Here is a 20,478-nt window from a genome sequence, read left to right as displayed (position 1 = left end):
CGCGAGGAGAGACACACTTATGAAACGCAAGTCCCTGTTCGCTCTGTCGGCGCTCGTCGTTGCGGCCGCCGCGCTCGTGCCCGTCCTTTGGTCGGGCAGCGATAACCTGCACAACGGTTCGGCCGAAGCGGCCACGCCCGCCGATCAAGCCGCCTTGATCAAGCGCGGCGAATACCTCGCTCGCGCCGGCGACTGTATCGCCTGCCACACGGTCCGCGGCGGCCAGCAGTTTGCCGGCGGCCTGCCGATGGCCACGCCGTTCGGCACGCTCTATACGCCGAACATCACGCCCGACGACCGATACGGTATCGGCAAGTGGTCGTCGGATGACTTCTACCGCGCCATTCATACGGGCCGCTCGAAGGACGGCAGCCTGCTGTACCCCGCGTTCCCGTTCGCGAGCTACACGAAGGTCACGCGCGCCGATTCGGACGCGATCTACGCCTACCTGCGCTCGGTGCCGCCGGTGGCCGTGCCGAGCCGTCCGCACGAGTTGCGCTTCCCGTTCAACAACCGCAATCTGCTGATCGGCTGGCGTACGCTGTTCTTCCGTGAAGGCACGTACAAGGACGATCCGACGAAGTCGGTCGAATGGAACCGTGGCGCTTACCTCGTCGAAGGTCTCGGCCACTGCACGATGTGCCATACGTCGATCAATCTGATGGGCGGCCCGGTGAATTCGTCGGCGTTCGCCGGCGGCCTGATCCCGCTGCAGAACTGGTATGCGCCGTCGCTCACGTCGAATAAGGAAGCCGGTCTCGGCGAGTGGGACGTCAAGGACATCAGCGATCTGCTGAAGAACGGCGTGTCCGCGCGCGGTGCCGTGTTCGGCCCGATGGCCGAAGTCGTCCACAACAGCTTGCAGTACATGTCGGACGACGACGTCCGCGCGATGGCGACGTACCTGAAGACGATCCCGCAGAAGAAGGAAGCGCCGGAAACCATGCAGTACGAGACGTCGGAGAAGTTCGGCGACGAGCTGCTGCAAACGGGCAAGAAGGTCTACGCCGACAACTGCGCGAAGTGCCACGCCGACAACGGCCTCGGCAAGCCGCCGGCGTACCCGCCGCTCGCGACGAACCAGTCGATTCAGATGCCGTCGGCCGTGAACCCGATCCGTATGGTGCTGAACGGCGGCTACCCGCCGAGCACGGGTAACAACCCGCATCCGTACGGCATGCCTCCGTTCGCGCAATCGCTGTCGAACGAGGAAGTCGCCGCTGTCGTCACGTATATCCGGATGTCGTGGGGCAACCACGGTACGCCGGTGTCGCCGCAGCAAGTGAGCGACTTGCGTTCGGCGCCGCTCGATTAATCGCCTGATCCAAAGTGCCTTGGGCCAGAAGTTCGCTCAGGCACTAGGGCGCGGCCTCGCGGGAAACCGCGGCCGCGCCCATTCTCATTTCCGGCGCCGATCAACCAGCGGCGCCAGGACCCAAGCGGCCTGCCGGCGCCATGAACGCCGAATGCGTGCGAGCGTCTTCCCGTTAGCGCGCGAAGATCGACGCTGGCCGCCTCACTGCATTACATAGATACCTTATGTCATTCGATTCCCTGGGCTTGTCCGAACCTTTGGTACGAGCCGTCCACGAGCTCGGCTACACCTCGCCGACTCCGATTCAACAACAAGCCATCCCGGCCGTGCTCTGCGGCGGCGATTTGCTCGCCGGCGCGCAGACCGGCACGGGCAAGACGGCCGGATTCACGCTGCCGATTCTGCAGCGGCTGAGCGCCGAGCCCGCACCGGCCAACTCGGCCGGCAAACGCAGGGTGCGCGCGCTCGTGCTCACGCCGACACGCGAACTCGCCGCGCAAGTCGAAGAAAGCGTGCGCGCCTACGGCAAATACCTGAAGCTCAAATCGACGGTGCTCTTCGGTGGCGTGGGCATCAACCCGCAGATCGACGCGCTCAAGCGCGGCGTCGATATCGTCGTCGCGACACCGGGGCGCTTGCTCGATCACATGCAGCAAAAGACGATCGACGTCTCCGCCCTCGAAATCCTCGTGCTCGATGAAGCCGATCGCATGCTCGACATGGGTTTCATCCACGACATCAAACGCGTACTCGCGCGCTTGCCCGAAAAGCGGCAGAACCTGCTGTTCTCGGCGACGTTCTCGGATGAAATCAAGGCCCTCGCCGACAGCCTGCTCGATGCGCCCGCACTGATCGAAGTGGCCCGCCGCAATACAACGGCCGAACTCGTCGCGCAAAAGATCCATCCCGTGGATCGCGATCGCAAGCGCGAACTGCTCACGCATCTGATCCGCCAGCACGCATGGTTCCAGGTGCTCGTCTTCACGCGGACCAAGCACGGCGCCAACCGGCTTGCCGAACAACTGACGAAGGACGGCATCAGCGCGCTCGCGATCCACGGCAACAAGAGCCAATCTGCACGCACGCGCGCCCTGGCCGAGTTCAAGGACGGCACGCTTCAGGTGCTCGTCGCGACCGACATCGCCGCACGCGGCATCGATATCGATCAGCTGCCCCACGTTGTCAATTTCGATCTGCCGAACGTGCCGGAAGACTACGTGCATCGAATCGGGCGCACGGGACGTGCGGGCGCGAGCGGTGAAGCGGTGTCGCTGGTGTGCGTCGATGAGCGGCAATTGCTCAAGGACATCGAAAAGCTGATCAAGCGCACGATCGAGCAGGAAGTGATTCCGGGCTTCGAGCCGGATCCGAATGCGAAGCCCGAGCCCATTCAGCAGCGCCGCGGCCAAGGTAACGCGGGGCGCCAGCCGCGCGCCGGCGCGGAGCCGAAGCACAACACGCGCTCGCAGGCGGGCCAACAGGCGTCGCGGCCCACCGCACGTCGCGAAAGCCAAGCCGGTGCCGAGAACGGCCAGCAAGCGCGGGCGGCGAAGCCGCAGGGGCAGCAGGCGCGCAGCCAACAGCCGAAGGCGTCGCAGCCTCGAGGCGCCGGCCAAGGGCAAGGCACACCGCAAGGGCAAGCTAAGCCACAGGGGCAAGCTAAGCCGCAGGGGCAAGCCAAACCGCAAGGGCAAGCGAAGCCGCAAGGCCAGGGTAAGCCGCAAGGACAACCGGGCCGGTCGCCATCCCAGGGCAAGCCGCAAGGCCAACCGCCGGGCCGCGGTGCAAGCCAAGGCCGGGCCGACGCCCAGCGTCGCGGCGCAGACAATGCGTCAGCCGGACAGGCTGACCGCCGCCGCCAAAACGATCCGGGCGCGCTGCTCGGTGGCAAGCCGCGTACGGCCGCAGGCACTGGCCGTTCGACCCGCGACGGCCAGCGCGGCTGATCGCGCATCTGCGGCCGTATCGCGTGGCTGACCGCCGGTCAACGATCAACGGTCAGCCACCTGCCGGCGTCCCTGCGTTTCATGAAGGACTGTCAGCGTTCGCCTGATGCTCGCGGGCCATTGGCCGCCCGCCGCAACCCGTCGATCTGACGCTCCCAGCGAGCGAGCACGGCGTGCTGCTCGCCGGTCTGTCCCGAGAGTTCGAAGGCGATGCCGCTCGTGAGGTGCGCATAGCCGACCTGCTGGGCTTCCCCCGCATCGATCGAGGCAAGAAACAGCGCGAGGCCGCAACCGTGCTCGCCTTCGCCAGCCGCCAGCGGTTCGACCGCCAGCTGCACTTGATGAAACGCACCTTCGTGCACGAACGTGAGCGCTGCGTGTGCGCGCCCATGAGCGTGCTCCGACATCTCCATCCCCCCCTCACTCGCTGAGCCGAGCGTTCGCGCGGCACGCGAGTTCGGCCATAAGGCGAACGCGAGCGACCGCGCATCGGGTGCATAGAGCTCGCCGATCCCCAGCAGCGAGGTGCGCAGATGGCCGCCCGCATCGCGCGTAATCAACGAAGCCGTGAAGCCGATTTTCGACGCGAGCGCCGTGCCGTCGAACAGTGCGCGCAGTGCGGGCGGCCATTCGTCGAACGCGCGCTGCGCAAGCGCGCGAGGCGTGGGTTCAACGGAAGAAGACATGCTGCGCGACTTTCGCGAGCGGGTAGTGCACGCCGGGCTGGATGCGTGCCGGGAGATCGAGCGGCTTGAGCAGCATTTTCACGCACATGTCGGCAGACAGATTGCGCCGCACGAGTGAACTGATGCGTGCCGTCCGCTCGCGGTTGTAGGCCGAATCGTGCACCCGCTCCGGATAGCGAATCGCGAACACATGACGCAACGCGATCTCCGAATCCTCGCTCTTGATCTCCATCACGCGCCGCATCAAGGCGCCGAGCACAGCTAGACGGCCATTGCCTTCGATCACGTTGTACTTCTTGAAGTACTTGAAAAAGTGCTTGTAGTGGCGCACTTCATCGCTGCGGATGTGATCGGTGATCTCCTTCAACACAGGTTCGTCCGAGCACTCGTTGATCGCGCGATACAGCGTGGCCGTACCCGTTTCGACGACGCAACGCGCGACCATCTCGAGTGCGCGCGTCTTTTCGAATTCTTCCATCGAGCATGTCTTCGAGTATTCGTCGAAGAAGTTGTGAAACGCCGTGTCCCAATCGAATTCGGGCCACACGTAGGCGATATACGCTTTGAGCGCCCGCCCGTGCTGCAGCTCCTCGGGCTCCCATTCGTGGTTCAACCACGCCGACACTTCCGGGTCACCCTGGAAGTAAGCCGTCAGATTGCTCGTATAGAGATCGGTGCCGCTTTCGATGAACGAAGCGGCGCACAGCAACAGCAGCAGATCCTCATTAGCCGCGGCCCGCTGGCGATCGATACGTGTCAGATCGATATCTTCGATGCGCCAAGGCATCACGTGTCCGGAGTCGATAGTCATGACGTTGCGCTCCAAAGACCGCACGTGGCGATCCGCAGTGCGCGGCATGCCCACGCGCAAAAACCGTTGCGGATATCGCAATGCGGTACTTCTCGGTTTCGTTGAACTTATACCCCCGGATCTTAGCCGGAGTCCCGCGAAATTGCTTTCACACGTGCACAGACCATCGCAGAGCAAGGACGGTTCCGAAAACAACGCAGGCTGCGAAAAAGCCGTATTACGATCTGTTTAGACGACAGCGGGGGATTACTGGAAATTACGGCGGGGGTCATGAGCGCTTACATCGCGGGCCCGCCCTCACCATAACGAGATACGAACAGGAACGCGGTGACCCGGAACGCCATTTCATCTGACATGGCATTCGATCGTTTTGCTGAGCCACCGCACCGTCCGCCGAATCGTCCATTCCGATTTTCGAAAGAACCCCTCTCAAAATCCCGCGGCCAACCCGTCCCGCCGCGAATCGCTGGCCGCCACGTACCCTCGTTCCGGCTCTTCATTCGATAGCCGCCAAATGTATTGCCCCGAACCGAAATCCATATAGGGATCGTCGATCGCCTTGATTCGATGCCCGCGCGCCTCGAGCGCATGCGCCACGCCGCGATCGAACGTCGATTCGATATCGAGTGTGAAATCGCGATTGACCTTCCACCGAGGCGCGTCGCAAGCGGCCTGCGGCTGCTGACCGTAATCGAGCATACGGACGATCGATTGCAGATGCCCTTGCGGTTGCATATCGCCGCCCATCACGCCGAAGCTCATCACCGGCCGCTGCCGGCCGTCGACACGCTCGGTCACGAAGGCGGGAATGATCGTGTGGAACGGCCGCTTGCCGCCAGCCACCACATTCGGCGAGCGTGGATCCATCGAAAAACCGCAGCCGCGGTTCTGCAGGGCGATACCGGTGCCCGGTACGACCACGCCGGAGCCGAAGCCCATGTAATTCGATTGGATGAAGCTCACCATCATCCCGCGCTCGTCTGCGGCGGTGAGATAGATCGTCCCGCCCGCGCGCGGCATGCCGAAGTCGAAATGGGTGGCCCGCTTCAAATCGATCAACGCGGCGCGCGAGGCGAGATAGGCATCGCTCAGCATCTCGGCGGGCGTCACCTCCATCGCCTGCGGATCGGCGACGTAACGATAGACGTCCGCGAACGCCAGCTTCATCGCCTCGATCTGGAGATGTTGCGAATCGATGCCGTCGCGCGGCAGCGCCGCCAGGTCGAACCGTTCGAGAATGCCCAGCGCAATGAGCGCTGCGATGCCCTGGCCATTCGGCGGAATTTCATGAACGGTGTAGCCGCGATAATCTTTGCCGATCGGCTCGACCCAGAGCGGCCGGTAATCGGCCAAGTCGCGCGCCGTCATCGCCCCGCCGCCTTCGCGGGCATACGCTGCGATCCGTTCGGCCGGCTCGCCCTCGTAGAAGGCGCGCGGCCCCCGCATGGCCAAGAGCCGCAGCGTGCGCGCATGGTCGGGCAGGCGCACGAGTTCGCTCACCAGCGGGGCGCGGCCGTTTGGCATGAAGGTGCCGGCGAAGCCGGGCTGGTCTTTCAATTCGGGCACGGCGGCGCCCCACTTCTGCGCGACGATGCCCGCCACCGCATGGCCACGTTCGGCGATGTCGATCGCACTGACCATCAGATCGCCGAACGGCAGCAAGCCGAACTTCGCGTGCAGCGCCTCCCAGCCCGCGATCACGCCGGGCACCGTGGCCGTGTCCCAGCCGCGCTTGGGCTGCAACGCGATGCCGTCGGCTTCGCCGTGGCGCCGCTTGAAGTAATCGACGTTCCAGGCGGCCGGGGCCACGCCGGAGGCGTTGAGGCCGTGCAGTTTCGCGCCGTCCCACACGAGCGCGAACGCATCCCCGCCCAAGCCGCATGACACCGGCTCCACCACCGTGAGCGCTGCCGCCGCCGCGATCGCCGCGTCGACAGCATTGCCGCCTTGCCATAGCACACGTAATCCCGCTTGCGCGGCGAGCGGATGGGAGGTGGAGACGACATTACGGGCGAACACCGGCGAGCGCGTGGTGGGATAGGGGTTATGCCAATCGAAGCGGGTCATCGGTCGCAATCTCGCTCTGAAAAGGTTTCTACAGCCAAAAAGTCAAATGCTCGAAGGTTCTACAATAGGCGTTCTTTGACCGCCCTGCCGCCGCACCATGAGCCGAGATCCACGCTTGAGCCTGAACGCCCGCCAACAAGAATTGCTCGATTGGGTACAGCGCGACGGCTTCGTGACAGTGGACGACTTGGCCTCGCACTTCGCCGTCACCCCGCAGACGATCCGGCGCGACGTGAATTGGCTCTCCGATATGAACCTGCTGCGCCGCTATCACGGTGGCGCCAGCCTGCCGACGAGTTCGGAGAATGTGTCCTACACGGCACGCCAGCGCATGTTTCACGACGAAAAGCGGCGCATCGCCGCGCTCGTCGCCACGCACATTCCCGACCAGGCCTCGCTCTTCATCAACCTCGGCACCACGACTGAGGAAGTCGCTCGCGCCTTGAACCGCCATCATGGCCTGCGCGTCATCACGAACAACCTGAACGTCGCAAACATGATGAGCGGCTATCCCGAGTGCGAGGTGCTCGTCACGGGCGGCATCGTGCGCCCGTGGGACAAAGGAATCGTAGGCGAGCTGGCCATCGAATTCATCCGACAATTCAAAGTCGATTTCGCGATCATCGGCACGTCCAGCATCGAGTTCGACGGCACGCTGCGCGACTTCGACACGCGCGAAGTGCGCGTGGCCGAGGCGATCATAGAGCATGCCCGCACGGTCTTTCTGGCCGCCGACCATTCGAAGTTCGGCCGTCCCGCGCTCGTGCGTCAGGGCCACCTCGGCCAGATCGACGCGCTGTTTACCGATCGGCCCACCCCTGCCGAGATGGCTGAGACACTTTCCGCGGCCGGTACGCAAGTGTACGTCGCCAATTCCGACTGAGCCGGGAGCCCTTATTCCATGCTGCGCCGCACGCGAAAGTTCAAGTAAATTCGCGAAGTTTCCGCGGCGGGCGAACCGCTTCCCCGAGCATCTGTTGTCAAACGGAAAATTTTCAGGGGACGATTTGGATATGAACGGGCGCTTGACTACACTCCAGTTCCCCGAAGCACGTGCATGCCGTATGTGCCGAGGACATCGCTTCCCTACTCCCAATAGGTTGAGCGCACGGCAGCCAAACAGCCGTTGCCGAGGCAATTCAATTGCCCATGGAGAGAACAATGCTGAGTCCGCATGAATTTGCCACGTTGCTACTCGTTAAGGACGCCCCCAACCAGGTCGATATGGAGCGTGAAGAACTCGACGCCCTCCTCGAGCAACAATTGGTGCAGCTCGAAAGCCTCGGCTCCGGCAATCAGCAATGGCGGTTGACCGAGTCGGGCGACTCGGCGATCCGCGCCATCAAACGCTTTTCCTAAGCTTCACTTTTTCACGCGGCCACGGTGGCCGCCCGCATGCAGCGGGCGATCCACGTGGTGCGACATCACGCGCCTGCCCGCGGTGGACCGACCGAAGCGCAGGAAGCGGCTGCGCACGCTTGCGCGTGACTGCCGCGGTTGCCGTGACCGCCGCGACTGCCGTGATCGCCGTGCCGTGACTGCCGTGATCGCCGCGCCGTGACTGCCGTGACTACCCGCCGCGCAGCGTCGGGTCGACCTGCGCGCGCCAATCGATCGCCCTCGCCCTTTGCGCGTTGAAATAGTCGGCCCACGCGCGCTGCGCATCGGGCCCGCCCGCGCCTCGCGCGCGATAGTGGTTCGCGATGTCGTTGTCGAACGCGCAGTACTCCGCCGGCGACAAGCGCCCGTGCCGATAGGCCACGTAAGCGTCGAACAGCGTCGCATAGACCGGCTGCGCATCGGCGCCGTAATCCGCTTGCGCCCCGCAACTCGCCTGCAACGCACCGAAGCCCTGCCCACCGCCGAATACGCCGGCACACTCGCTCACGAACACTGCGCCCGCACACGCGGCCGCCGTCATCCATCCACGCATCGCTGACCTCTCCGTTGGTTTTCCAGATAGTAGCCGCTCGGTCCTCCCGCTTCATCGGCGCTCGCATGCAAAGTTCGAATACGAACCCCAATCGCCCACTTTACTTTTTCGAATATGTTCGTTAAATTTCGCAAACGAACATTGATAGGTTCGCTTTATTCCGTTGATAGTCGTAGTGCATAAGAGGGGACAGGGCAAGTGACGCAAGGCAGCCGATACGATCTGCTCGTCGTGGGCGGCGGGATCAATGGCGCAGGCATCGCGCGCGACGCAGCAGGACGCGGTATGTCCGTTCTGCTCGTCGAGCAGCACGACCTGGCCTCCCACACGTCGTCGTCGAGCACGAAACTCATTCACGGCGGGCTCCGTTATCTGGAATACAAAGAGTTCGGCCTCGTGCGCAAGGCGCTTCAAGAGCGCGAAACGCTGCTGCGCGCCGCGCCGCACATCATGTGGCCGCTGCGCTTCGTCATGCCGCACATGCCCAACCTGCGGCCGGCATGGCTGATCCGCGCCGGTTTGTTCCTGTACGACCATCTTGCCCGGCGCGAACTGCTGCCCGGCTCGCGCGGGATCGACATGCGCCGCCATCCGGCCGGCACACCGCTCGTCGATTCGATTGCACGCGGCTTCGTCTATTCGGACGGCTGGGTCGACGACGCGCGGCTCGTGGTGCTCAATACGCTGGATGCAAGCGAGCGCGGCGCGACCGTTCTGACGCGCACGAAGCTCGTCGGCGCCGTGCGGGCCGGCGGCGAATGGCATGCGCAGCTGCAACGCGACGACGGCACGCGCTTCGACGTGCGCGCCGGTGCGATCGCGAACGCGGCGGGCCCGTGGGTCGGCCAGCTGCTGCACGATGCCCTGGGCCGCGGCGCGCATCACAGCGTGCGGCTCGTCAAGGGCAGCCATATCGTCACGCGGCGCCTGTTCGATCACGATCACGCCTACATCTTTCAGAACCCGGATAAGCGGATCATCTTCGCGATCCCCTACGAGAGCGAGTTCACGCTGATCGGCACGACCGACGTCGAATATCACGACGATCCGGCCAAAGTCGCCATCACCGAAGACGAGACGCGCTATCTGTGCGAATCGATCAACCGCTACTTCACGCGCAAGATCACGCCGGCCGACGTCTGCTGGACTTACGCGGGCGTGCGTCCGCTGCTCGAAGAGGAAGGCGCCGACGATCCGTCGGCCGTCACGCGCGATTACCGCCTCGAGCTCGATGCCAATGCCGGCGAAGCGCCGCTGCTGTCGGTCTTCGGCGGCAAGATCACGACGTTCCGCAAGCTCGCCGAGGAAGCCGTCGATCGCCTCGCGTCGGTCATGCCGATCGCCAAAGGCGCCTGGACGGCGCACGCACCGCTGCCGGGCGGCGATATTCCGGGCGCCCGATTCGAACCGTTCGCCGCGAAGTTCGCAAACGAACATCCGTGGCTGCCCGCCGATGTCGCCCGGCGCTACGCGCGCGCGTATGGCACGCGAGCGAACCGGCTCCTCGGCACGGCAAAGACGCTGACAGATCTCGGTCACGAATTCGCCCCCGGATTGTTCGAGCAAGAGCTGCGCTATTTGCGCGACGTCGAATGGGCGCGCAGCGCGCAGGACGTTTTGTGGCGCCGTTCGAAACTCGGCCTGCATCTGGAGCCGGGCCCGCGCGAACAGGTGGCGAGCGAGATCGACGCCTGGTTCGCCCGGGCGCCGGCATCGAGCGCACCGCGCCCTTCATCCGCGTTGACGGGGTGACACCCAGCGTCCGGTTCCCGATTGGCAGTACCCGCATGACCCGCAGTCCCTCGGCGCCGCGCGTTGATGCTTCGCGGCACATCACGACAACACATGGAGAAGAGACAATGCAGGATCAATACATCCTAGCGCTGGACCAAGGCACCACCAGTTCGCGTGCGATGCTGTTCGACCGCAAAGGCAATATCGTCTCGGTCGCGCAGAAAGAATTCCGCCAGATCTATCCCCAGCCGGGCTGGGTCGAACACGATCCGCAGGAAATCTGGTCGACGCAGGCGGGCGTCGCAGCCGAGGCCGTGACCCGCGCGGGCGTGAACGGCACGGCGATCGCCGCGATCGGCATCACGAATCAGCGCGAGACGACGATCGTCTGGGATCGAGACACGGGTCAGCCGATCTACAACGCGATTGTCTGGCAGGATCGGCGCACTGCCGGGCTCTGCGATCAACTCAAAGCGCAAGGTCTCGAGGAAAAAGTGCGGGCCAAAACGGGCCTGCCGATCGATGCGTACTTCTCCGCCACGAAGATCCGCTGGATTCTCGACAACGTCGACGGTGCGCGTGAAAAAGCCAGGCAGGGCAAGCTCGCCTTCGGCACGGTCGACAGCTGGCTCGTCTGGAACTTCACGAAGCAGGCGCAGCACATCACCGACGTGACGAACGCGTCGCGCACGATGCTGTTCAACATCCACACGATGCAGTGGGACAACGATCTGCTCGAAGCGCTCGACATTCCGCGCAGCATGCTGCCCGACGTGCGCGCTTCGTCGGAAATCTACGGCAATACGGTCACGACCGTGTTCGCTTCGAAGATCCCGCTCGCGGGCATCGCCGGTGACCAACAGGCCGCCCTGTTCGGCCAGATGTGCACGAAGTCGGGCATGGTCAAGAACACCTACGGTACCGGGTGCTTCTTGATGATGAACACCGGCGAAAAGCCCATCGAATCGAAGAACAATCTCGTCACGACGCTCGCCTGGAAGATCGGCAACGAGGTGAACTACGCGCTCGAAGGCAGCATCTTCATCGCAGGTGCGGTCGTGCAATGGCTGCGCGACGGCCTGGGCATCATCAAGAGCGCGTCGGAGATCGAAGCGCTCGCCGCCAGCGTCGAACATTGCGACGGCGTCTATCTCGTGCCGGCGTTTGCGGGCCTGGGTGCGCCGCACTGGAATCCGCGCGCACGCGGCACGCTGTTCGGTGTGACGCGCGGCACGACGAACGCGCATATCGCGCGCGCGGCGCTCGATTCGATCGCCTATCAATCGCTCGATGTGCTCAAAGCCATGGAAGCCGATTCGGGCATCAAGATCGGCGAGCTGCGCGTCGACGGCGGCGCCTGCGCCAATAACCTGCTCATGCAGTTCCAATCCGACTTGCTCGGCGTCGCGGCTGTGCGTCCGCGCATCAGCGAAACGACGGCGCTCGGCGCGGCCTATCTGGCGGGTCTGGCCGTCGGCTACTGGAACAACGTCGGCGAGCTCGAAACCCAGTGGCAGCTCGACCGGCGCTTCTCGCCGGCGATGCAGCAGGCCGACGTGGCGCAGTGCATCGCAGGCTGGCAGCGCGCCATCAACGCCGCCAAGGCGTGGGCCGACGCGAAGTAAACGAAGGGCGGCCGGCACAGGCTGCGAGCCACGGCTCGCGGCTCGCCGGCCCGGCCCCTCAGCGGCAATCCAACGAACGACCAACAACCAACGAACAATAGCCATTCCGGAGACACACCATCATGTCGCCACTCATAGCGGAATTTCTCGGCACGGCCCTACTCGTGCTGCTCGGCAACGGCTCCGTCGCCAACGTGCTGCTCGCACGCACCAAGGGTAAGGGTGCGGATCTGATCGTGATCGTCTGGGGCTGGGCGATGGCCGTATTCGTCGCCGTCTATGTGACGGCCTCGTTCAGCGGCGCGCACCTGAACCCCATCGTGACGATCAGTCTTGCGCTCGCGGGCAAGTTCGCGTGGTCCAAGGTAACCGGCTACATCGTCGCGCAAATGCTCGGCGGGATGGCCGGCGCGTTCCTCGTCTGGCTGGCCTACCGCCAGCACTTTTCGTCGACGGACGACGCCGACATCAAGCTCGCCTGCTTCTGCACGGCGCCCGCGATCCGCAGCACCCCGCATAACGTGTTGACGGAGATGATCTGCACGTTCGTCCTGATTCTCGGCGTGCTCTATCTGGCGTCGCCGCAAGTCGGCCTCGGCGCGCTCGACGCGCTGCCCGTCGGCCTGCTCGTGCTCGGCATCGGCATCTCGCTCGGCGGCCCGACCGGCTATGCGATGAGCCCGGCTCGCGATCTCGCACCGCGCATCATGCACGCGCTGCTGCCGATTCCCGGCAAGCGCGGCAGCGACTGGCGCTATGCCTGGGTGCCCGTGTTTGGCCCGTTGATGGGCGGCGCGATGGCATCGTGGGTGTACGTGCACGCGCATTGAGTGGTCGCCCCCGCGCCGCACCCGGCGCAGGGGAATCGTGCGCTGAACAGCGGATCCATCAAAGGTCAGAAAGGAAGAAACAGAGCGCCAAGACGCCAATGTCCGTATCATTGGCGTCTCACTCCACAACAACGTGTGCTACGGGGTTAGGCCGGCCACCGAGCGCGCGCTCTTTTCTTCATGTTCGACCATCTCATTTGCGACTGCGACGGCGTGCTCGTCGACAGTGAAGTGATTGCCGATCGCGTGCTGCTGCGCGCCCTGTCGGACACGTTCCCGACTATCGATTTCGGCGGCGTTGCCCATCAGGCATTTGGCCAGCGCACGTCGACCTTTCTCGCCGATATCGAACAACGATTTCGAATCACCCTTCCCGAGGGCTTTCTGGCCCGCGTCGAACGCGACGTCGATGCCGAACTGACGCGCTCGCTGGCGCCGATCGCCGGGGTGCGCGATGCGCTGTCGCAGGTGCCGTTACCGGCGGCCGTCGTCTCGAACAGCCGGCTCACGCGCATCGCCGCATCGCTCTCGCGCGTCGGGTTGGCGGAGGTGTTCGGCCCGCGCGTGTTTAGTGCGGAGCAGGTCGCGCGGCCCAAGCCGCATCCTGATGTGTACCTGCACGCCGCCCGCGAACTGGGCGTCGCGCCCGAACGCTGCCTCGTGGTGGAAGACAGCGTGACGGGCCTGTCCGCGGCGCGTGCCGCGGGCATGAAGACGATCGCGTTCGTCGGTGCGAGCCATGTACCGAAAGGCTATGCCCAGGTGCTGCGCACGCTGGGCGTCACCCGTATCGTCGAGCGGATGGAGCAACTGCCCGCGCTGATCGCCGCCGGGCTGCGAGGCGAATTCGGGCAACGCCTGTCCTGAAGCCAGGCGCCCGGCGCGACATCCCGCCTGGCGCAGCGCGGCCGCCTCACGCTTCGCTCGCGCAGCGTTCGGGCTCGCGCGCCGCAGCCAGCGTCTCGCGAAACGCCATGAGCGCCTCGATCGTCAGCATCGGCACTCTGTGTTTGGCGGCGAAGCGCTCGACGTCGGCGCCGCGCGTCATCGCGGGCTCTCGAGGGCGAGCCGGCGGACGCCGCGCCGCCAGCGCGCCGATCCCGGGCGATCCCCGCTGCGATCTTCAGTGAAGCTTCAGGAAATCCTGACAGCGCAAACACCACTTCAGTATTTTTGGGGCGTGCCGTTTACGTCGTTTACGTTCTTTCGACTTTTGCGAGGCCAGTACGGCGCTGATGCCACGCGGTCCGGGAAAACGCCGAGTTCGATTGGACTGACAGGAAGACGTGAATCAATGAGCCGACTGCTATCGACGATCAAACGCAAGGTCATCTTCGCCTTCGGACTGTGCGCCGCCACGATGGTCGCCATTGCGGTGTTCAACGCCTTCAGCATTTCGCGAATGAATGCCGACGTAGACGCGATCTACGCCCAAAACACCCTGCAACTCGCGAAACTGTCGAACGTCACGATTGCGCTTCTGAATAGCCGCGCGACGCTCAGGCGTTTGCAGGCCACGCGCCTCACCGTCGACGTCAAAACGTTCGCGCCGGGTATCCGCGCCGACCTGAAAACGGCCGATAGGGAGTGGGCATCGTATTACCCCGCCTACGTGCGGGGCGTTCGAGAGCGCGAACTGGCCGCTCAACTCAACACGCTCATCGCAGCAAACAGGCATTACGCGGATCTGGCAGTGGCTGCGTTCGCCGCGGGCGATTTCGACTCAGGCACGGACGCCGTCAATCGCGGGGCGGACACTGCGGCCGCGTTGACCCGGGTCTTGCGGCAGGACGTCGCGCTGACCCTTGAACAAGCGAAGCGGGCTTCGGAGGCGAGCACGACGACCGCCAGCCGCATCAACCGGCTTTCGATCGTGCTGGTCGCTGCCAGTCTGCTGGTCGCCGCGGCCCTGTCGGCGGCCATATTGCGTTCGATCCTGGGCCCCCTGGGTAAAGCCGTCGAGGTAGCGAACGAGATCGCATCGGGCAAACTGCAGAATCGGATCACGGTCGATTCCCGCGATGAAATCGGCCAGTTGCTACTGGCGATGAAAGAAATGGAGCGGCAGCTTCGCCAAAGAATCTATTTCGATCCGCTCACGTCCCTACCCAACCGCGTCCTGTTCAACCAGCGTCTCAAACAAGTGACCTCCGGATCGGCCTATCGCACCCGCGCTGGCGTCATGATGATCGATATGGACCGCTTCAAAGGCGTCAACGATACGATGGGCCACGCGGTGGGCGACGACCTGCTGCGCGAAGCGGCCGGCCGCCTCGCCGACAGCGTACGGCCGGACGACACCGTGGCCCGCTTCGGCGGCGACGAATTCGCCGTTCTGCTGCCGGGCATCGCGGATTGCTCTGCCCTGGAAGGCGTGGCCCAGGCCATCCTTCGCAGGTTCGACGAACGTTTCATGCTGGCCGGTAAAGAGGTGTTCGTCACGTGCAGCATCGGCATTGCACTGTATCCGGTCGACAGCGCCGCGCCGGACGATCTCCTGAGATACGCGGATTCAGCGATGTATCACGCCAAGCGCGCCGGCGGCCGTACCTTCCGCTTTTACTCGAAAGCGCTGACGCGCGAGGCCACCACGCGCCTGGCATTGGAATCGGCGCTGCGCCATGCAATCGAGCGCGAAGAACTGGAGCTTCATTACCAGCCCAAGGTATCGTTTGAGACCAGCGAAGTGATCGGCTCGGAGGCGTTGCTCAGGTGGCATAAGCCGGGCGTCGGATTCATCCCCCCGAGCAAGTTCGTTCCGATCGCGGAGGAAACGGGCCTGATTGCCGGCCTGGGCAAATGGGTACTGCGCGAGGCGTGCCGCACGGCAGCCGAATGGAACGCCGGATGCGAAGGTTTGCATGTGGTATCCGTCAACCTGTCCGCCAGACAATTCCAGTCTGACGACCTCGTTTCGGTGGTCGAACGGACGCTCAAGGAAACCGGCTGTCGTCCCGAGTACTTGGAACTCGAAATCACGGAGAGCCTGCTTCTCGATGAGAGCGACGCCGTTCTCACCGCACTGTCGGCATTTCGATCCTTGGGCCTGTCGATCGCGATCGACGATTTCGGCACCGGCTATTCCTCGCTCAGCTATCTCGCCCGATTTCCGATCGACACGCTGAAGATCGATAGGTCGTTCGTCCAGAACATCACCGCCGACGGACGCCATACAGAACTGGTCAAGGCCATTATTTCGATCGGCCACTGCCTCGGCCTGCGCATCGTGGCCGAAGGGGTAGAGACGGTCCAGCAGGCGCGATTCCTCGCAGCCCACCGCTGCGAGTTCGCGCAAGGCTTCTTGTACAGCAAGGCGCTATCCAAATCGGACATGGCTTCGTTTCCAAGGCAGCTCGAAGCGGGCGTTGATATCTTGTCCGCCCGCTAATGCCTTGAAAAGACGCCCGCGGCGGCCGCGCGATCGGTGCTCCCCTGACGGGCGGTTTGACAGGCATTCGGATCAGGATGCGCACGCTGCGGCCGTCCTCTCCGCCCGCACCCGGCGCGTATCGAGGTAAGCCGCCAGGACCGTGACGACGAGTGCCGCAACGGTCACCGCCACGGCCACCCACGGCAGCGCGTCGAGGCTCGCACCGTGCGTCAACGCCAGGCCGCCCAGCCAAGCGCCCAGGGCATTGCCGACATTGAACGCGCCGATGTTCAGCGTCGAAGCCAAGTGCGGCGCGTGGCTCGCTTTTTCGACGACGCGCATTTGCAGCGGCGGCACGGTCGCGAAGGCGGCGATGCCCCAGACGAACACGGTCACGGCAGCGGGCACGGCCAGATGGCTCGTCTTCGCGAAGAGCGCCATCACGAGCGCCAGGAGCACGAGGATGCCCATCAGCGAGGGCATGAGGGCACGATCGGCGAGTTTGCCGCCCACCACGTTGCCGACGGTCAACCCCGCTCCGAACAGCACGAGAATCAGCGTGACCGCGCGCGGCGAAAATCCGCTGATCTGCTCGAGGATGGGGGCGATATAGGTGAAGACGACGAAGACCCCACCGAACCCGAGCACGGTCATGGCCAGCGCGAGCCACACTTGCGGCTCCTTCAGCACGCGCACCTCGCGAGCCAGGCCGACGGGGCCCGAGTCGTGCCGGTTGGGCACAAGGGCCGTGATGCCCGCGAGCGAGAATACGCCCAGGGCGGCGACAATCCAGAACGTCAACCGCCAGCCCCAGGATTGGCCGACGAAGGTCCCGAACGGCACGCCGAGCACGTTGGCCAGCGTGAGGCCCGTAAACATCAGCGCGATCGCGCTGGCCTGCTTCTCACGCGCGACGAGCGAGGCGGCGACAACGGCCCCGATGCCGAAAAACGAGCCGTGCGCGAACGACGTCACGACGCGGGCGATCATCAGCATCCGGTAGTCCCCCGCGACGGCGCACAGAATATTGCCGATGATGAAGACAACCATCAACGCTTGCAGCGCAGCCTTGCGCGGAAGCCGGCTCGTCAGCACGGCGAGCACAGGCGCGCCGGCCGCCACGCCGAGCGCATAACCGGACACCAGCAAGCCGGCCGACGGGATGGAGACGGACAAATCATGGGCGACGTCGGGCAACAGCCCCATGATGACGAATTCGGTCGTCCCGATGGCGAATGCGCTCAGGGCGAGCGCAAGAAGCGGGATAGGCATGACGGCTCCGACAAAGTGACGTAAGCGCGTATTGTCAAAACATCGCTATCACTTGATAATTACCCTCACACTTGAATCATTTTCAAACAATATCAAACAATCGATGGATCGACTCGGCGACATCCGCCTTTTCGTCGAGGCGGCGCGGCTCGGCAGCCTCTCCGCGGCCGGTAGACAGCTCGGCCTGACGCCCGCTGCCGCCAGCGCGCGTTTGGCCAAACTGGAGGCATCGCTCGCCACGCGGCTCTTCGAGCGCACGACGCGCCAGCTGCGGCTGACCGAAGAAGGGCGCATGTATCTGCGGCACTGTATGCGGGCGCTCCAGGCACTCGACGACGCCGACGCCGAGTTGCAGGCGGGCCGCACCGTCGTGCGCGGCAAGATTCGCATCTCGACGACGTCGGATTTCGGCCGCAACGTGCTGATGGGGTGGCTCGACGAATTCAACGCACGCTACCCGGAAGTCACATTCGCCCTGTCGCTCGCCGATTCGGTCTCCAACTTGCTGCACGACGATATCGATCTGGCCATCCGCTTTGGCGCGCCGCGCGAGGACACCTCGCTGATCGCGCGGCCGCTCGCGACGAACCGGCGCGTGCTCGTCGCCTCCCCCGCGTATCTGACGCAGTACGGCGAACCGGTGGCGCCGTCCGACCTGTCGCGGTTTCATTGCATCGTGCTCACCATTGCCTCAGGGCCGCTAAACGAGTGGCGCTTCGTACGCGGCGATGAAACCGCCGACTACACGGTGCCGCTCGAGACGTCGCGCGAAACGAACGACGGCGCGGTCACGCGCATCTGGGCGGTCGACGGCTACGGCATCGCCTTGAAATCGCTATGGGATATCGATGCCGATTTACGCGCCGGCCGGCTGCGCATCGTCTTGCCCGAATGGCGTTATGCGTGGGATACGCCGCTGCATGCCCTGTTTCATCGCAATCGCTACCGCCCCCCGCGCGTGCGGGCGCTGCTCGACTTTCTGATCGAGCGGTTCGCCCAGGTCGAGCACGACTGGTCCGCGCTGCCCGGTCTCGAACACGAGTGAGCCTCGAACGGCGCGATGGGGCCATGGCGGGTCATCCGAAAGCCCCGAACGCCCGACGGGCTATAATGTCGGGTTATGCGGCAGGCATTTCCTGCGGCATTGCACCGTGCTACGCGCCCCCTTTGCGCAAGCGATGCGCGCTGCGCGGCCCCGGTCGGTCCTGATCGGTCCGGCCCGCAGCGGCGCGCGGTGTCGGTTTTCCCAAGACTTACCTTACGCGCCTTACCCACGCCCCCAGGTCAACCACTGCGAACGGCTAGCTTCATGACCAAGAAAGTTTATGTAAAGACGTTCGGCTGCCAGATGAACGAGTACGATTCCGACAAGATGGTCGACGTACTCGGTGCCGCCGAAGGACTCGTCAAGACGGATTCCCCCGAAGACGCTGACGTCATCCTCTTCAACACCTGCTCCGTGCGTGAAAAGGCGCAGGAAAAGGTGTTCTCCGATCTAGGCCGCGTACGCGAGCTCAAAGAGGCGAAGCCCGGCTTGCTGATCGGCGTCGGCGGTTGCGTGGCGAGCCAGGAAGGCGCCGCGATCGTCGCGCGGGCGCCCTATGTCGATCTGGTGTTCGGCCCGCAAACCTTGCACCGGCTGCCGCAAATGATCGATGCGCGCCGCGCGAGCGGCCGTTCGCAAGTCGACATCTCGTTTCCCGAAATCGAAAAGTTCGACCACCTGCCGCCCGCACGCGTCGACGGCCCGAGCGCGTTCGTTTCGATCATGGAAGGCTGCAGCAAGTACTGCAGCTACTGCGTCGTGCCCTACACGCGCGGCGACGAAGTCTCGCGTCCGCTCGACGATGTTTTGACGGAAATTGCCGGGCTCGCCGATCAAGGCGTGCGCGAAGTCACGCTGCTCGGCCAGAACGTGAATGCTTATCGCGGCGCACTGACGCTGGGCGCCACGGAGATCGCCGATTTCGCGACGCTGATCGAATACGTGGCCGATATCCCGGGTATCGAGCGCATCCGCTATACCACGTCGCATCCGAAGGAATTCACGCAGCGTCTCATCGACGTCTACGCCAAGGTCGACAAGCTCGTTTCGCATCTGCACCTGCCCGTGCAGCACGGCTCCGATCGCGTCTTGATGGCGATGAAGCGCGGCTATACCGTGCTCGAGTACAAATCGGTGATCCGCCGCCTGCGTGCGATCCGGCCGGACCTCTCGCTGTCGACGGACATCATCGTCGGCTTTCCGGGCGAGACGCAGGAGGATTTCGACAAGACGATGGCGCTCGTGCACGAGATGAGCTACGACACGAGTTTTTCGTTCATCTATAGCCCGCGTCCCGGCACGCCAGCCGCGAACCTGCACGACGACACCCCGCGCGAGGTCAAGCTCGCCCGCCTGCAACATCTGCAAGCGACGATCGACGCCAATGTCGTGCGCATCAGCGAATCGATGGTCGGCAACGTCGAGCGCATCCTCGTCGAGCGCCCTGCGCGCAAGGATCCGACGGAGCTCGCGGGCCGCACGGCGAACAACCGGGTGGTCAACTTCCCGGCGCCGGTCGCCTCACACGCACGGCTGATCGGACAAATGATCGACGTGCGCATCACGCGCGCTTATCCGCATTCGCTGCGCGGCGAACTCGTGCTCGCCGAACATCCGGAATCCATCGCTCAAGCTTAAGGAACGCACCCTCGCCTTGAAGACCGCCCCGTCCCTGGAATTTACCGCGCCGCGAGAAGATAACGCGCGTCTCGCCAATCTGTGCGGGCCGCTCGACGAAAACCTGCGGCAGATCGAGCAAGCGCTCGACGTCACGCTGCAGCGGCGCGGCCATCGCATCTCGATCCGCGGACGCGGCGCGAAAGTCGCGCTCGGCGCGCTCGAAA

The 20,478-nt window shown here is 64.3% G+C and carries 16 protein-coding genes and 2 pseudogenes; 12 read left to right on the top strand and 6 right to left on the bottom strand.

Annotated features, from left to right (window positions below; genetic code table 11):
* The first annotated feature begins 19 nt into the window (after positions 1-19).
* Entirely contained in the window at positions 20-1,315 is a 1,296-nt protein-coding gene (locus ACTHL0_RS01145) for a c-type cytochrome (RefSeq protein ID WP_440564725.1), read from the top strand.
* A 224-nt stretch (positions 1,316-1,539) separates the two neighbouring features.
* On the top strand, positions 1,540-3,261 hold the full coding sequence (locus tag ACTHL0_RS01140; protein WP_440564724.1) for a DEAD/DEAH box helicase: 1,722 nt from the start codon (positions 1,540-1,542) through the stop codon (positions 3,259-3,261).
* Positions 3,262-3,353: 92 nt separating this feature from the next.
* Here the strand turns inward: ACTHL0_RS01140 and ACTHL0_RS01135 are convergent, their stop codons facing one another.
* The 3 genes from ACTHL0_RS01135 to ACTHL0_RS01125 all read right to left on the bottom strand — a co-directional run bounded on the left by ACTHL0_RS01135 (position 3,354) and on the right by ACTHL0_RS01125 (position 6,825).
* The gene (locus ACTHL0_RS01135) at positions 3,354-3,947 is read right to left on the bottom strand and encodes a hypothetical protein (RefSeq protein ID WP_440564723.1); all 594 of its coding nucleotides are present in this window, start codon (positions 3,945-3,947) and stop codon (positions 3,354-3,356) included.
* Positions 3,931-4,734: a ferritin-like domain-containing protein gene (locus ACTHL0_RS01130; protein ID WP_440564763.1), complete on the bottom strand. Its 804-nt coding sequence runs from the start codon at positions 4,732-4,734 to the stop codon at positions 3,931-3,933. Before ACTHL0_RS01130 ends, ACTHL0_RS01135 begins: the two co-directional genes overlap by 17 nt.
* 453 nt (positions 4,735-5,187) lie before the next feature.
* Positions 5,188-6,825, bottom strand: a complete 1,638-nt coding sequence (locus ACTHL0_RS01125; RefSeq protein WP_440564722.1) for a gamma-glutamyltransferase family protein — start codon at positions 6,823-6,825, stop codon at positions 5,188-5,190.
* A 97-nt stretch (positions 6,826-6,922) separates the two neighbouring features.
* On the opposite strand from ACTHL0_RS01125, the gene ACTHL0_RS01120 reads away from it, so the two are divergent.
* Positions 6,923-7,708, top strand: a complete 786-nt coding sequence (locus ACTHL0_RS01120; RefSeq protein ID WP_440564720.1) for a DeoR/GlpR family DNA-binding transcription regulator — start codon at positions 6,923-6,925, stop codon at positions 7,706-7,708.
* Between the two features lie 278 nt (positions 7,709-7,986).
* A complete protein-coding gene (locus ACTHL0_RS01115) occupies positions 7,987-8,184 on the top strand; it encodes a hypothetical protein (protein WP_440564719.1) in 198 nt (65 codons plus the stop codon).
* A gap of 211 nt (positions 8,185-8,395) precedes the next feature.
* Here the strand turns inward: ACTHL0_RS01115 and ACTHL0_RS01110 are convergent, their stop codons facing one another.
* Positions 8,396-8,758, bottom strand: coding sequence for a hypothetical protein (locus ACTHL0_RS01110; protein ID WP_440564718.1), 363 nt, complete (start codon positions 8,756-8,758; stop codon positions 8,396-8,398).
* Positions 8,759-8,956: 198 nt separating this feature from the next.
* Between ACTHL0_RS01110 and glpD the strand changes: the two genes are divergently transcribed.
* From glpD to ACTHL0_RS01090, 4 genes are all read left to right on the top strand, one after another.
* On the top strand, positions 8,957-10,510 hold the full coding sequence (gene glpD / locus ACTHL0_RS01105) for a glycerol-3-phosphate dehydrogenase (RefSeq protein WP_440564717.1): 1,554 nt from the start codon (positions 8,957-8,959) through the stop codon (positions 10,508-10,510).
* Positions 10,511-10,617: 107 nt separating this feature from the next.
* Positions 10,618-12,117 carry a glycerol kinase GlpK gene (gene glpK, locus ACTHL0_RS01100; protein WP_440564716.1) on the top strand — a complete coding sequence of 500 codons (1,500 nt, stop codon included), beginning with the start codon at positions 10,618-10,620 and terminating at the stop codon, positions 12,115-12,117.
* Positions 12,118-12,239: 122 nt separating this feature from the next.
* Positions 12,240-12,947 (top strand): MIP/aquaporin family protein, encoded by a 708-nt coding sequence (locus ACTHL0_RS01095; RefSeq protein ID WP_440537511.1) that lies wholly within the window; start codon positions 12,240-12,242, stop codon positions 12,945-12,947.
* Between the two features lie 180 nt (positions 12,948-13,127).
* On the top strand, positions 13,128-13,814 hold the full coding sequence (locus tag ACTHL0_RS01090) for an HAD family hydrolase (RefSeq protein ID WP_440564715.1): 687 nt from the start codon (positions 13,128-13,130) through the stop codon (positions 13,812-13,814).
* A gap of 46 nt (positions 13,815-13,860) precedes the next feature.
* Here ACTHL0_RS01090 and ACTHL0_RS01085 read toward each other — a convergent pair.
* Positions 13,861-13,995, bottom strand: a pseudogene (locus ACTHL0_RS01085) (3,4-dihydroxy-2-butanone-4-phosphate synthase); the annotation flags it as partial.
* A 246-nt stretch (positions 13,996-14,241) separates the two neighbouring features.
* Between ACTHL0_RS01085 and ACTHL0_RS01080 the strand changes: the two are divergent.
* A complete protein-coding gene (locus ACTHL0_RS01080) occupies positions 14,242-16,335 on the top strand; it encodes a putative bifunctional diguanylate cyclase/phosphodiesterase (RefSeq protein ID WP_440564714.1) in 2,094 nt (697 codons plus the stop codon).
* 72 nt (positions 16,336-16,407) lie between these two features.
* Here the strand turns inward: ACTHL0_RS01080 and ACTHL0_RS01075 are convergent, their stop codons facing one another.
* A complete protein-coding gene (locus ACTHL0_RS01075; RefSeq protein ID WP_440564713.1) occupies positions 16,408-17,589 on the bottom strand; it encodes an MFS transporter in 1,182 nt (393 codons plus the stop codon).
* Between the two features lie 103 nt (positions 17,590-17,692).
* Between ACTHL0_RS01075 and ACTHL0_RS01070 the strand changes: the two genes are divergently transcribed.
* The 3 genes and pseudogenes from ACTHL0_RS01070 to ACTHL0_RS01060 all read left to right on the top strand — a co-directional run.
* Entirely contained in the window at positions 17,693-18,634 is a 942-nt protein-coding gene (locus ACTHL0_RS01070; protein WP_440564712.1) for a LysR family transcriptional regulator, read from the top strand.
* 264 nt (positions 18,635-18,898) lie between these two features.
* A complete protein-coding gene (miaB, locus tag ACTHL0_RS01065; RefSeq protein WP_440564711.1) occupies positions 18,899-20,272 on the top strand; it encodes a tRNA (N6-isopentenyl adenosine(37)-C2)-methylthiotransferase MiaB in 1,374 nt (457 codons plus the stop codon).
* A 16-nt stretch (positions 20,273-20,288) separates the two neighbouring features.
* Positions 20,289-20,478 (top strand): annotated as a pseudogene (locus ACTHL0_RS01060) (PhoH family protein); the annotation flags it as partial.

The organism is Trinickia sp., assembly GCF_051961175.1.
Taxonomy (GTDB): domain Bacteria; phylum Pseudomonadota; class Gammaproteobacteria; order Burkholderiales; family Burkholderiaceae; genus Trinickia.
Note: the sequence above shows the minus strand (reverse complement) of the source record. Positions and strands in the feature narration are given on the sequence as shown.

What these genes read in the sequence shown, in the direction of transcription:
- ACTHL0_RS01145 (WP_440564725.1), top strand. Translation starts at nt 20, where the DNA reads ATGAAACGCAAGTCCCTGTTCGCTCTGTCGGCGCTCGTCGTTGCGGCC.
- ACTHL0_RS01140 (WP_440564724.1), top strand. Translation starts at nt 1,540, where the DNA reads ATGTCATTCGATTCCCTGGGCTTGTCCGAACCTTTGGTACGAGCCGTC.
- ACTHL0_RS01135 (WP_440564723.1), bottom strand. Translation starts at nt 3,947, where the DNA reads ATGTCTTCTTCCGTTGAACCCACGCCTCGCGCGCTTGCGCAGCGCGCG.
- ACTHL0_RS01130 (WP_440564763.1), bottom strand. Translation starts at nt 4,734, where the DNA reads ATGCCTTGGCGCATCGAAGATATCGATCTGACACGTATCGATCGCCAG.
- ACTHL0_RS01125 (WP_440564722.1), bottom strand. Translation starts at nt 6,825, where the DNA reads ATGACCCGCTTCGATTGGCATAACCCCTATCCCACCACGCGCTCGCCG.
- ACTHL0_RS01120 (WP_440564720.1), top strand. Translation starts at nt 6,923, where the DNA reads ATGAGCCGAGATCCACGCTTGAGCCTGAACGCCCGCCAACAAGAATTG.
- ACTHL0_RS01115 (WP_440564719.1), top strand. Translation starts at nt 7,987, where the DNA reads ATGCTGAGTCCGCATGAATTTGCCACGTTGCTACTCGTTAAGGACGCC.
- ACTHL0_RS01110 (WP_440564718.1), bottom strand. Translation starts at nt 8,758, where the DNA reads ATGCGTGGATGGATGACGGCGGCCGCGTGTGCGGGCGCAGTGTTCGTG.
- glpK (WP_440564716.1), top strand. Translation starts at nt 10,618, where the DNA reads ATGCAGGATCAATACATCCTAGCGCTGGACCAAGGCACCACCAGTTCG.
- ACTHL0_RS01095 (WP_440537511.1), top strand. Translation starts at nt 12,240, where the DNA reads ATGTCGCCACTCATAGCGGAATTTCTCGGCACGGCCCTACTCGTGCTG.
- ACTHL0_RS01090 (WP_440564715.1), top strand. Translation starts at nt 13,128, where the DNA reads ATGTTCGACCATCTCATTTGCGACTGCGACGGCGTGCTCGTCGACAGT.
- ACTHL0_RS01080 (WP_440564714.1), top strand. Translation starts at nt 14,242, where the DNA reads ATGAGCCGACTGCTATCGACGATCAAACGCAAGGTCATCTTCGCCTTC.
- ACTHL0_RS01075 (WP_440564713.1), bottom strand. Translation starts at nt 17,589, where the DNA reads ATGCCTATCCCGCTTCTTGCGCTCGCCCTGAGCGCATTCGCCATCGGG.
- ACTHL0_RS01070 (WP_440564712.1), top strand. Translation starts at nt 17,693, where the DNA reads ATGGATCGACTCGGCGACATCCGCCTTTTCGTCGAGGCGGCGCGGCTC.
- miaB (WP_440564711.1), top strand. Translation starts at nt 18,899, where the DNA reads ATGACCAAGAAAGTTTATGTAAAGACGTTCGGCTGCCAGATGAACGAG.